The 12,755-nt window shown below is 56.3% G+C and carries 10 protein-coding genes and 1 pseudogene; 6 read left to right on the top strand and 5 right to left on the bottom strand.

What is annotated here, in order from left to right:
- Positions 1-19: 19 nt before the first annotated feature.
- Genes yidC through rpmH form a run of 4 tightly spaced genes read right to left on the bottom strand, consistent with a single transcriptional unit; the run spans position 20 to position 2,498 of the window.
- Complete coding sequence (gene yidC, locus ACYZT0_RS25530; protein ID WP_462043534.1) at positions 20-1,705, bottom strand: membrane protein insertase YidC; 1,686 nt, start codon at positions 1,703-1,705, stop codon at positions 20-22.
- A gap of 2 nt (positions 1,706-1,707) precedes the next feature.
- Positions 1,708-1,953, bottom strand: a complete 246-nt coding sequence (gene yidD / locus ACYZT0_RS25525; protein ID WP_462043533.1) for a membrane protein insertion efficiency factor YidD — start codon at positions 1,951-1,953, stop codon at positions 1,708-1,710.
- The gene (gene rnpA, locus ACYZT0_RS25520) at positions 1,946-2,347 is read right to left on the bottom strand and encodes a ribonuclease P protein component (RefSeq protein ID WP_027926203.1); all 402 of its coding nucleotides are present in this window, start codon (positions 2,345-2,347) and stop codon (positions 1,946-1,948) included. Before rnpA ends, yidD begins: the two co-directional genes overlap by 8 nt.
- Positions 2,348-2,363: 16 nt before the next feature.
- Complete coding sequence (gene rpmH / locus ACYZT0_RS25515; protein WP_003213577.1) at positions 2,364-2,498, bottom strand: 50S ribosomal protein L34; 135 nt, start codon at positions 2,496-2,498, stop codon at positions 2,364-2,366.
- Positions 2,499-3,066: 568 nt separating this feature from the next.
- Between rpmH and dnaA the strand changes: the two genes are divergently transcribed.
- The 5 genes and pseudogenes from dnaA to ACYZT0_RS25490 form a co-directional block, all read left to right on the top strand.
- On the top strand, positions 3,067-4,587 hold the full coding sequence (gene dnaA / locus ACYZT0_RS25510; RefSeq protein ID WP_462043532.1) for a chromosomal replication initiator protein DnaA: 1,521 nt from the start codon (positions 3,067-3,069) through the stop codon (positions 4,585-4,587).
- A 39-nt stretch (positions 4,588-4,626) separates the two neighbouring features.
- On the top strand, positions 4,627-5,730 hold the full coding sequence (gene dnaN / locus ACYZT0_RS25505; RefSeq protein ID WP_017341709.1) for a DNA polymerase III subunit beta: 1,104 nt from the start codon (positions 4,627-4,629) through the stop codon (positions 5,728-5,730).
- A 20-nt stretch (positions 5,731-5,750) separates the two neighbouring features.
- The gene (gene recF / locus ACYZT0_RS25500) at positions 5,751-6,854 is read left to right on the top strand and encodes a DNA replication/repair protein RecF (RefSeq protein WP_462043531.1); all 1,104 of its coding nucleotides are present in this window, start codon (positions 5,751-5,753) and stop codon (positions 6,852-6,854) included.
- Between the two features lie 5 nt (positions 6,855-6,859).
- Positions 6,860-9,277, top strand: coding sequence for a DNA topoisomerase (ATP-hydrolyzing) subunit B (gyrB, locus tag ACYZT0_RS25495; protein WP_462043530.1), 2,418 nt, complete (start codon positions 6,860-6,862; stop codon positions 9,275-9,277).
- Between the two features lie 605 nt (positions 9,278-9,882).
- Positions 9,883-10,629, top strand: a pseudogene (locus ACYZT0_RS25490) (LysR substrate-binding domain-containing protein); the annotation flags it as partial.
- On the opposite strand, the gene ACYZT0_RS25485 reads toward ACYZT0_RS25490, so the two are convergent.
- Entirely contained in the window at positions 10,607-11,536 is a 930-nt protein-coding gene (locus tag ACYZT0_RS25485) for a LysR substrate-binding domain-containing protein (protein WP_462043529.1), read from the bottom strand. The pseudogene ACYZT0_RS25490 and the gene ACYZT0_RS25485 overlap by 23 nt on opposite strands.
- A gap of 378 nt (positions 11,537-11,914) precedes the next feature.
- Between ACYZT0_RS25485 and ACYZT0_RS25480 the strand changes: the two genes are divergently transcribed.
- Positions 11,915-12,685 (top strand): ABC transporter substrate-binding protein, encoded by a 771-nt coding sequence (locus ACYZT0_RS25480; RefSeq protein WP_462043528.1) that lies wholly within the window; start codon positions 11,915-11,917, stop codon positions 12,683-12,685.
- Positions 12,686-12,755: the final 70 nt, after the last annotated feature.

The following is a 12,755-nucleotide window of genomic DNA, read 5'->3' as shown; positions in this document are numbered from 1 at the left end:
TGGTTATCCACAGTGTAAGTCAGGCAGCTGCTTTGGTAGCCGCTTCGATCTTACGAGTGATGTACCACTGTTGGGCGATTGACAGGCAGTTGTTCACTACCCAGTACAGCACCAGACCAGCCGGGAACCACAGGAAGAAGAAGGTGAAGATGATTGGCATCAACTTCATCACCTTGGCCTGCATCGGATCCGGAGGAGTCGGGTTCAACTGCTGCTGGATGAACATGGTTGCACCCATGATGATCGGCAGAATGAAGAACGGATCCTTGATCGACAGGTCAGTAATCCACAGCATGAACGGCGCTTGGCGCATTTCAACGCTTTCCAGCAGAACCCAGTACAGCGAAAGGAAAACCGGCATCTGCACGAGGATTGGCAAGCAGCCACCCAGCGGATTGATCTTCTCTTTCTTGTACAGCTCCATCATGGATTGCGACATTTTCTGCCGGTCGTCGCCATGTTGCTCTTTCAGCGCGGCCAGTTTTGGTGCCACTGCACGCATGCGCGCCATGGATTTGTAGCTGGCAGCCGACAGCGGGAAGAAGATCCCTTTGATCAGCATGGTCAGGAAGATAATCGACCAGCCCCAGTTACCGACCAGCGCGTGGATGTGCTGCAGCAGCCAGAAAATTGGCTGCGCAATGAACCACAGAATGCCGTAGTCGACGGTCAGTTCCAGACCTGGGGACAACTCTTTCAGTACAGCCTGGCTTTTCGGACCGGCGTAGAGAACGGCGCTGGTCTCGGCTTTTGCACCTGGCGCGACAGTCATTGCCGGGGCGGTGTAGCCGATGATGTAGTTGCCTTTGCTGTCTTTACGGGTCTGGACGACGTTGTTTTCGCCCTTGGCCGGAATCCATGCGGTCACGAAGTAATGCTGCAACCAGGCAACCCAACCGCCGGTGACGGTTTCTTTCAGCTGGGCCTTGTCCATGTCCTTCATGGACACTTTCTTGTACGGCTCGTTACTTGTCCACAGGGCGGCGCCCAGATAAGTCGCGGTGCCGGTGGCAGTGCTGGAAGAAGGATCGGAGCTGGCATCACGCTTCAACTGCGCGAACATCGCACCGGACCAGGGCTGAGCGCTCTGGTTATCGATCAGGTAGGAAACGGTTACGTCATACAGGCCACGTTTCAGGGTGAAACGCTTGATGTAGTTGACGCCGTCCTTGCTGAACTTCAGGTCTACGACCAATTGGTCTTGACCGTCAGCCAGTTGGTAAATCTTCTTCTCCGAGGAGTAAACCGGACGACCGGCAGGACTTGCGTCCGGACCGTTGGAGCCGATCAAACCGCTCTGGGCCAGATAAGTCCGTTCGTTGCCGTTATCGAACAGCTGGAATGGAATGTCCGGATGGTCCTGGCGACGTGGATACAGCGGCAACGTCAACTGGGCAACATCGCCACCTTGTGGATCGATAGCCAGGTTGAGCACATCCGTTTTGATCTGGATGAGGTCTTTGCTCGCAGCCACTGGCGTTTCAGCGGGTGCAGTTGCAGTGGTATCGCTTGCGGCGCGTGGAATGTCGTCACTGACAGAAGCATTATTGCCAGTCGCCGTATCCGGTAGACCGGGTGCGGTAGTACTGGAAGCAACATTCTGAGTCGGCAGGGCAGCCTGGCCATAGTCCTGGTTCCATTTAAGAACCATAACGTAGGTCACGATTGCCAGGGCGACGATCAGGATCGTGCGTTTGATATCCATGATTACTCGGCCATCGAAGAAGAACGGGAGGTAGGGATAGATGGAACCGGGTCATAACCACCGGGATTCCACGGATGACAGCGACCTAAACGACGAAAGGCCAGCCAGCCACCGCGCAGAAGGCCATGATTTTCTATGGCTTCATACGCGTAGCAGGAACAACTGGGGTAGAAACGACAGTGACTGGCCATCAGAGGACTAATGGCATAGCGATAAATCTGGATCGGAACGAGTGCCAGTTTACGCATCGGGACTGTCTACCCCTACAGTTTCGGTTTTGACTGCTGGTACTGGCGTGCTGCGTGCCAGACGCTTCCAGAGTTTGCCGAAATGCTGAATCAATTCGGGGTTTTCTACGTCCCCCAAACCTTTGCGCGCGACGATAACAATGTCCCAGCCGACCAGCGAATCCTGGTGCAGACGGAACGATTCGCGCATCAGACGTTTGAGGCGGTTGCGCTCGACGGAGAGCTTTACGCTCTTTTTCCCGATTACCAGCCCGAGACGGGGGTGATCAAGATCGTTGTTGCGCGCAAGGAGCAGGAGATTTTTCCCCGGAACCTTGCCGGTAGGGGAGTCAAAGACCGCCTTGAAATGCCGGGGAGTAAGCAGGCGCTTTTCCCGACTGAAGTCCTGACTCACCTCCAGTGCCGGATTATCAAACTGCCAGACGCGCACGACCTTTGGCGCGACGACGCGACAGGACGGCGCGACCGTTTTTGGTTGCCATGCGAGCACGGAAACCGTGGGTACGAGCGCGTTTGATAGTGCTTGGTTGGAAAGTACGTTTCATTGTCGTGTTACCTGGTTCGTCCACAACGGGCCGGAATGGCCCCCGTTTTAAGAGACCGGGGATTCTAGAGAAAGCAAGCCTCTAGGTCAATTTCCAACCAGCGTTTCCTTATAAATAGATCTCCAGCCGTTTTTCCTGCCAGAGGACGTTCGCTAGATATAGAAATTAAAAAGGAAAGTATTTAAAGCTTTTCTGTAAAGCTTATAAAAGCTAGGGGCACGATCTTCTGTGGATAACTACCATTCACCCTTTAAAGACGTGATGTACAGAGAATGACAACTACAGTGGAAAACGGTGGTCAGCCTGTGCTGCGCCATCGGATAAGCTGTGTGTGAAAGGGGTACTTATCCACAGCATGGTTATCCACCGAGTTTCCCACCCACTTGTGCAACGACCTTAGACCCGGTTATCCACAGAGCTTATGCACAGACCACTGGTCGTCTTTATTTCGTATAACGCCCTGATTCTTATTGGGCAGTGAACAACCTTCGTGTGGATAAGTCGGCGTCTGGTCGGCTACAATGGCCGCTTGTTTTTGCCTCACCGGCTTTCAACTTAGGGGATATCCGTGTCAGTGGAACTTTGGCAGCAGTGCGTGGAGCTTTTGCGCGATGAGCTGCCAGCCCAACAATTCAACACTTGGATCCGTCCACTACAGGTCGAAGCCGAAGGCGACGAGTTGCGTGTTTACGCACCGAATCGTTTTGTTCTCGACTGGGTCAACGAAAAGTACCTGGGCCGCGTCCTTGAACTGCTGGATGAGCATGGCAATGGCACAGCGCCGGCGCTTTCCTTATTAATAGGCAGCAAACGCAGTTCGGCACCGCGCGCCGCCCCGAATGCTCCGTTGGCCGCCGCTGCCTCACAGGCTCAGGCCGCTCAAGCACCTGTCAGCGCTCCGGCGCCATCCTCGGTAGCCGCCCCGGCCAAGCGTTCGATGCAAAAAATGGCCGAGGTTAATGAAGAGCCTTCGCGTGACAGCTTCGACCCGATGGCCGGTGCCAGTTCGCAACAGGCACCGATTCGCGCCGAACAACGCACGGTGCAGGTCGAAGGCGCGCTCAAGCACACCAGCTACCTGAACCGCACCTTCACCTTCGAAAACTTCGTCGAGGGCAAGTCCAACCAACTGGCACGGGCTGCGGCCTGGCAAGTGGCGGACAATCCCAAGCACGGTTACAACCCGCTGTTCCTTTATGGTGGCGTCGGTTTGGGTAAAACCCACTTGATGCACGCTGTGGGTAACCACCTATTAAAGAAGAATCCGAATGCCAAGGTCGTGTACCTGCATTCCGAGCGGTTCGTGGCCGACATGGTCAAGGCCCTGCAGCTGAACGCGATCAACGAGTTCAAGCGCTTCTACCGTTCGGTGGATGCGTTGTTGATCGATGACATTCAGTTCTTCGCCCGCAAGGAACGTTCCCAGGAAGAGTTTTTCCACACCTTCAACGCCCTGCTTGAAGGTGGCCAGCAGGTCATTCTTACCAGTGACCGCTACCCGAAAGAAATCGAAGGCCTTGAAGAGCGTCTCAAATCCCGTTTCGGTTGGGGCCTGACGGTAGCCGTCGAGCCACCGGAGCTGGAAACCCGCGTGGCGATCCTGATGAAAAAGGCCGATCAGGCCAAAGTCGATCTGCCCCATGACGCGGCGTTCTTCATCGCCCAACGTATTCGTTCCAACGTCCGTGAGCTGGAAGGCGCGCTCAAACGCGTGATCGCCCACTCGCACTTCATGGGCCGTGATATCACCATCGAGCTGATTCGCGAATCCCTGAAAGATCTGTTGGCACTGCAAGACAAACTGGTCTCTGTGGATAACATTCAGCGCACGGTCGCTGAGTACTACAAGATCAAGATCTCCGACTTGCTGTCTAAACGTCGTTCGCGCTCGGTAGCTCGTCCGCGTCAGGTCGCCATGGCGTTGTCAAAAGAATTGACCAACCACAGCCTGCCGGAAATCGGCGACGTGTTTGGCGGCCGAGACCACACGACTGTTTTGCACGCCTGCCGCAAGATCAACGAACTTAAGGAATCCGACGCGGACATCCGCGAGGACTACAAGAACCTGCTGCGTACACTGACCACTTGATGAACACCAGCGCAGCTAATTAAGGCAAGGGACTAGACCATGCATTTCACCATTCAACGCGAAGCCCTGTTGAAACCCCTGCAACTGGTCGCAGGCGTCGTCGAGCGCCGACAGACCTTGCCGGTGCTTTCCAACGTGCTGCTGGTTGTCGAAGGCCAGCAACTGTCGCTGACCGGTACCGACCTGGAAGTCGAGCTGGTCGGTCGTGTACAACTCGAAGAGCCTGCGGATCCAGGCTCCATCACTGTGCCTGCGCGCAAGTTGATGGATATCTGCAAGAGCTTGCCGAACGATGCGCTGATCGACATCAAGGTCGACGAGCAGAAGCTCGTGGTGAAGGCCGGCCGTAGCCGCTTCACCCTGTCGACCCTGCCGGCCAATGACTTCCCGACTGTGGAAGAAGGCCCTGGCTCGCTGACCTGCAGCCTTGAGCAAAGCAAACTGCGACGTCTGATCGAACGCACCAGCTTCGCGATGGCCCAGCAGGACGTGCGTTACTACCTCAACGGTATGTTGCTGGAAGTCTCGGCTGGCATCATCCGCGCCGTGGCCACTGACGGTCACCGCCTGGCCATGTGCTCAATGCAGGCCGATATCGGTCAGCCGGATCGTCATCAGGTCATCGTTCCACGCAAAGGTATTCTCGAGCTGGCGCGCCTGCTGACCGAACCGGACGGCATCGTCAGCATCGTGTTGGGTCAACACCACATCCGCGCCACCACCGGCGAATTCACCTTCACCTCGAAACTGGTCGACGGCAAATTCCCTGACTACGAGCGCGTCCTGCCTAAGGGCGGTGACAAACTGGTACTCGGCGATCGCCAGGCCCTGCGTGAGGCCTTCAGCCGCACCGCGATTTTGTCCAACGAGAAGTACCGCGGCATCCGTCTGCAACTGGCTAACGGCCAGCTGAAAATTCAGGCGAACAACCCGGAACAGGAAGAAGCAGAAGAAGAAGTGGGCGTTGAATACAACGGCGGCAATCTGGAAATCGGCTTCAACGTGAGCTATCTGCTCGACGTACTGGGCGTGATGACCACCGAGCAGGTTCGTCTGATCCTGTCCGACTCCAACAGCAGTGCGCTGGTGCAAGAGTCCGACAACGACGACTCGGCTTACGTTGTCATGCCGATGCGTCTGTAATCATGCTCAGCAGAAGCTAGATGTCCTTAAGTCGCGTCTCGGTCACCGCGGTGCGCAATCTGCACCCGGTGACCTTCTCCCCCTCCCCCCGAATCAACATTCTTTACGGCGCCAACGGCAGCGGCAAAACCAGTGTTCTGGAAGCCATTCATTTGCTGGGACTTGCCCGTTCGTTTCGTAGCAGCCGTCTTCTGCCGGTCATTCAGTACGAGCAATTGGCGTGCACGGTGTTTGGCCAGGTTGAATTAGCCGGGGGCGGGCACAGTGCCTTGGGGATCTCCCGCGACCGCCAAGGGGAGTTTCAGATCCGCATCGACGGGCAGAACGCCCGCAGCGCGGCGCAACTGGCGGAAATCCTGCCGCTGCAGTTGATCAACCCTGACAGCTTCCGATTGCTGGAAGGCGCGCCGAAGATTCGTCGGCAGTTTCTCGACTGGGGCGTGTTCCACGTGGAACCACGATTCATGTCCACCTGGCAGCGCTTGCAGAAGGCCCTGCGCCAGAGAAACTCTTGGCTGCGGCATGGTACACTTGACGCCGTTTCGCAAGCGGTTTGGGACAGGGAACTGTGCCAGGCCAGCGCTGAAATTGATGAATACCGCCGCGCTTATATCAAAGCCTTGAAACCAGTCTTTGAACAGACCTTGAGCGAACTGGTTGAACTCGAGGGCTTAACGCTCAGCTATTACCGAGGTTGGGACAAAGACCGCGAACTGAGTGCAGTGCTCGCCGGGTCCCTTCAGCGCGATCAGCAAATGGGTCATACCCAAGCAGGACCACAGCGTGCTGATTTGCGTCTTAGATTGGGCGCACACAATGCCGCGGACATCTTGTCCCGCGGTCAGCAGAAGCTGGTGGTCTGTGCTTTGCGGATTGCCCAAGGGCACTTGGTCAGCCAAGCCCGACGCGGGCAGTGTATTTATCTGGTGGATGACCTGCCGTCCGAACTGGACGAGCACCACCGTCGCGCGCTTTGCCGCTTGCTGGAAGACTTACGCTGCCAGGTGTTTATCACCTGTGTAGATCACGAATTATTGAGGGAAGGCTGGCAGACGGAAACGCCAGTCGCTTTGTTCCACGTGGAACAGGGCCGTATCACCCAGACCCACGACCATCGGGAGTGAAGGCATTGAGCGAAGAAAATACGTACGACTCAACGAGCATTAAAGTGCTGAAAGGCCTGGATGCCGTACGCAAACGTCCCGGTATGTACATTGGTGACACCGACGATGGCAGCGGTCTGCACCACATGGTGTTCGAAGTGGTCGATAACTCGATCGACGAAGCTCTCGCCGGCCACTGCGACGACATCAGCATCATCATCCACCCGGACGAATCCATCACCGTTCGAGATAACGGTCGTGGCATCCCGGTAGATGTGCACAAAGAGGAAGGCGTTTCGGCAGCCGAGGTCATCATGACCGTGCTGCACGCCGGCGGTAAGTTCGACGACAACTCCTACAAAGTATCCGGCGGCCTGCACGGTGTAGGTGTGTCGGTGGTGAACGCGCTGTCCGAAGAGCTTGTTCTCACGGTGCGCCGCAGCGGCAAGATCTGGGAACAGACCTACATTCACGGTGTTCCACAAGAACCGATGAAAATCGTCGGTGAAAGCGAAACCACTGGCACCCAGATTCACTTCAAACCGTCCGATTTGACCTTCAAGAACATCCACTTCAGCTGGGACATCCTGGCCAAACGGATTCGTGAACTTTCCTTCCTCAACTCCGGTGTTGGCATCGTCCTCAAGGATGAGCGCAGCGGCAAGGAAGAGCTGTTCAAGTACGAAGGCGGTCTGCGTGCGTTCGTTGAATACCTGAACACCAACAAGACGCCGGTCAACCAGGTGTTCCACTTCAACGTCCAGCGTGAAGACGGCATCGGCGTGGAAATCGCCCTGCAGTGGAACGACAGCTTCAACGAGAACCTGTTGTGCTTCACCAACAACATTCCGCAGCGCGATGGCGGTACTCACCTGGTGGGTTTCCGTTCCGCACTGACGCGTAACCTGAACACCTACATCGAAGCTGAAGGTCTGGCGAAGAAACACAAAGTCGCGACCACCGGTGACGATGCCCGTGAAGGCTTGACCGCTATCATCTCGGTAAAAGTGCCGGATCCGAAGTTCAGTTCCCAGACCAAAGACAAGCTGGTTTCTTCCGAAGTGAAGACCGCGGTCGAACAGGAAATGGGCAAGTACTTCTCCGACTTCCTGTTGGAAAACCCGAACGAAGCCAAGCTGGTCGTCGGCAAGATGATCGATGCGGCTCGCGCTCGCGAAGCGGCGCGTAAAGCCCGTGAGATGACTCGTCGCAAAGGCGCGCTGGATATCGCTGGTCTGCCGGGCAAACTGGCTGACTGCCAGGAAAAAGACCCTGCCCTTTCCGAACTGTACCTCGTGGAAGGTGACTCTGCTGGCGGCTCCGCCAAGCAGGGACGTAATCGTAAAACCCAGGCCATCCTGCCGCTGAAAGGCAAGATCCTGAACGTCGAGAAGGCGCGGTTCGACAAGATGATCTCTTCGCAAGAAGTGGGTACCTTGATCACCGCGCTGGGCTGCGGCATTGGCCGCGACGAGTACAACATCGCGAAGCTGCGTTACCACAACATCATCATCATGACCGATGCCGACGTCGACGGTTCGCACATCCGTACCTTGCTGCTGACCTTCTTCTTCCGTCAGTTGCCGGAGCTGATCGAGCGCGGCTACATCTACATCGCTCAGCCACCGCTGTACAAGGTCAAGAAGGGCAAGCAAGAGCAATACATCAAAGACGACGACGCCATGGAAGAGTACATGACGCAGTCGGCCCTGGAAGATGCGAGCCTGCACTTGAACGAGGAAGCACCGGGTATTTCCGGAGCAGCCCTTGAGCGTTTGGTGAATGACTTCCGTCTGGTGATGAAGACCCTCAAGCGTCTGTCGCGCCTATACCCACAGGAACTGACCGAGCACTTCATCTACCTGCCGGCAGTGAGCATGGAGCAACTGTCCGATCACGCAGCGATGCAGGATTGGCTGGCCCAGTTCGAAGTTCGCCTGCGCACCGTCGAGAAGTCTGGCCTGGTTTACAAAGCCAGCCTGCGTGAAGACCGTGAACGTAACGTCTGGCTGCCTGAGGTCGAACTGATCTCTCACGGCTTGTCGAACTACGTCACTTTCAACCGCGATTTCTTCGGCAGCAACGATTACAAGACTGTGGTCTCTCTGGGCGCTCAATTGAGCACCTTGCTGGACGACGGCGCGTATATTCAGCGTGGCGAGCGCAAGAAGCCGGTCACCGAGTTCAAGGAAGCCCTTGAATGGTTGATGACTGAAAGCACCAAGCGTCACACCATCCAGCGATACAAAGGTCTGGGTGAAATGAACCCGGATCAGCTGTGGGAAACCACTATGGACCCGAGCCAGCGCCGGATGCTCAAAGTGACCATCGAAGACGCCATTGGCGCAGACCAGATCTTCAACACCCTGATGGGTGATGCGGTCGAGCCTCGTCGTGACTTCATCGAAAGCAACGCCTTGGCAGTTTCCAACCTGGACTTCTGATTCAGTGTCGGTTCACAAAATAGTTGCCTATTTTCACAAATAAATGAATCGGCCCACCCTTACGGTGGGCCGCAGCAGACAGAAGGCCAGCGCATCGCGCTGGCCTTTTTTTTCGAGTTTCCTGAGATCAGGCGCCCAGTGGCCGGATTCAGCGACCGGGAGTAAGGTAATGCGGAAGATTCAAACAGACGCGGGCAACGGGTTTATGAAAACTGCTCGTGAAAGCTGGGAAATGTGCTGAGCACCTTTCTTCTGGCTAAAAGATAAAGTCGTCTAGGTTGTATTGGCTATGCGAAAAAACTACACGAACAAGAATAAACCTTAGCTCAGAGCGGCCCTCAACTAGCACGCTTTCCCTGACCAATTTCGTATCATCGGATGCCGTATGTTTTTATCAGCATTTGCTGATTTCATTGCGTATGGTTTAACTTACTACATACTTGTTATGTTTTTAGTTCGATGTATAACAAGTAATAGTATGAGCGATACTAAGACTGCACTAATAGAGGCCGGTAGTATCGTCTAGCCGCCGTCGCGGCAGGTGATATGGCCCTTGGTTTCTTATGGATTTCACTTACGGGTTGGTCGTCTCAGTTTATGGGTAGCCTATCTGTCTCCGTCACGCACGTGCTCCCTTATCTCGGCATGACCCCTATTACCGTGCCATTCGCTCGGCTTTCGCGGTATTGCGCAGCGCCACCGAGCATGTGCGCGAGAAGTCCGTCATGCGCCAGGTGACCATCAGCTTGATTCCGCTGTTTGGCATCAACCTGTTCTTTCCGCGGCTGGCCGAGTTCCTGGCGCAAAACCCGGAACTGGACATCAACGTCACCTACGCAAACCACCGCAGCTATCCCAGCGATGCAGCGGACATCTCGATCCGCTTCGGCACCGGCCACTGGCCGCGCTATCACAGCGAGCCGCTGATCTCGGGCGCCGTCTCGCCCTATTGCAGCCGCGAATTCCTTCAGCGCCACGCCCCCATCGACTCGCCCCAGGCCTTGAGCCAACTGCCGTTGCTGCACGACGAAGAACGCGGCACCTGGGCCCAATGGTTTCAAGTCGCCGGGGTCAAGCACGCCAGTGCACCCAATGGCTTGCTGCTCGAAGACGGGCAACTGGCGCTGACCGTTACGCTCACCGGCCTGGGTTGCTCGCTGCTGCGCGAGCCGTTGGTGGCGCCCCATGACGCCAGCGGCGAACTGGTAAAGCTGTTCGACCTGCACGTGGATGACAGCCGCCAGTACTACCTGTGCCGGCGCTCCAACAGCGAACTGTCCGCCGAAGGCCTGAGCCTGTATGAATGGATCAAGCGCAGCCTGGTGACGGCTACGCCAACAACCGCTGATTGATCACCATTTGCTCACGCCCGCGCGCCACAATCCAACGGTGGAAGTCGCGGCAGTGGGCCTTGTCGAACGCGCCCTTGGCACCCACCAAAAAATACGCCGACGGCAAGGGCAAGGCCCGGGCAAACGGCCTGATCAAACGCCCATCTGACAAGGCATCAGCCACCATTGAATATTGCGCCAGTACCACACCCTGCCCTGCCAATGCGGCCTGGATTGCCATGGCCGACAAGGAATACACGCGGTAGCCATCGCGAATGCCTTCGCAGTCCACCTGTTGGGCCTTGAACCAGTCACGCCACGAAGGCGGCGAGGCGAATTTCGGTAGCCAGTCGATGGACAGCATCGGGTATGCCAGCAGGTCCGCCGGTTTGTTGAGCGGCACATCAGGCCGCAACAACCGAGGGCTGCACACCGGCACCACGCAATCGCGAAACAGCTCGATGGCAGTTTCCGTGGTTACGTAGTCGCCGTAGGTGAAGCGAAAATCGATGTCGTAGCCCTCTGGCGAAGGTTCGGCGTGACTGCCATCGAGAAACAAATTGAGTTCCGGGTGCTCGTCCTGCCAGGCATAGATGTGCGGTGCCAACCAATCCGACAGCAATGACGGCAAGGCGCTGATGCGCAGGTTGCTGGCGTTTTTCGACCGCTCGACCTCGATCTGGGCGATGCGCAGACTCTCGAATGCCGCTGCGCAGCTGTCGTGATAACGCTGGCCGGCGGCGGTCAGGCGAATACGTTTGCCGACCTTCAAGGTCAGGCTCAAGCCCAGGGTGTCTTCCAGCAGCTTCATTTGTTGGCTGACGGCACCGGCCGAGATACCCAGGCGCTTGGCGGCCTCGACAATGCCGCCGAAACGTCCCACGGCTTCAAAAACCTGCAACGCGCGCAGAGAAGGCAAGCTGTTCATCAGCATCTCCATAGCAATCGACGGGTTGATACTTTAGCTGAGTAGCAAGCCACAGTTTTCGACATCATTTTGTATATGAAAAGCATCGTGTTTGGCTTTGGCGGGTTTTTACCTGCCAGGGTCAGGAGACGCCTCATGTTGTTGCGCAAGACCCGATACGGTGCAGCCTCCGATGTAACCATGTGTAACCAAAACCCACAGTGACCCGGCGACTTAACCACCCCGGGCTTATCAGCACCGCGACAAACAGCACCTTGCAGACATTTTCCATGAATTGGCCTGCATTTTGCTCATCATGTATATACAGGTACTGTCATACAAAGACGTTTCTGTATTACACCTTTAGCGTCCGATCCGTCAGACAAAGGAAAAACAACAATGAAAAAATTTGTCCTCGCCACCGTCCTTGCATTGGCTTCCACCGGCGTCCTGGCCAAGGATTTAAGCGTCATTCGCTTTGGCGTCGATCCGACCTTCGCTCCGTTCGAATCGAAAAACCCCGACGGTCAACTCTTGGGCTTTGACATCGACCTGGGCAACGCCATTTGCGCCGAGCTGAAGGTCAAGTGCGTGTGGGTGGAAAACGCATTCGACAGCATCATCCCAGCGCTGCGGGCGAAAAAGTTCGATGCCGTGTTGTCGGCAATGACCATCAACGACCAGCGCAAAAAAAACGTCGACTTCTCCGACCGTCTCTATAACTCCCCCAACCGTTTGATCGCGAAAAAGGACAGCGGCCTGCTGCCTACGCCCGAATCCCTGAAAGGCAAGCGCGTCGGCGTCGCCCAAGGCACCACCCAAGAGGCGTACGTCAAAAAAATCTGGGCGCCTAAAGGGGTGATCATGGTCACCTACCCCAACCAAGACTTGCTGTATCCGGACCTGGTCAGCGGCCGTATCGACGCCAGCCTGACCGACGCCGCCGTGGCCGATCTGGGCTTTTTGCAAACGCCTAAGAACACCGGTTTCACCTTCGCCGGCGACGCCGTGTACAACGAGGAACTGCTGGGCGAAGGCATTGCCATCGGCCTGCGCAAGAACGAGCCGCAGCTGATGGAAGCCATCAACCGGGCACTGGCCGAGATGCACAAGAACGGCACCTACGACACCATCCAGAAGAAGTACTTCACCTTCGACATCTACAACTAAAAGCCCTGCGCTTGACCGGTGCCGGAAAGCCCGCGGCTTGGTGATCCGGCGCCTTGCCCATCCATTTCGC

The sequence above is a fragment of the Pseudomonas sp. ZS1P83 genome, from assembly GCF_054897825.1.
Note: the sequence above shows the minus strand (reverse complement) of the source record. Positions and strands in the feature narration are given on the sequence as shown.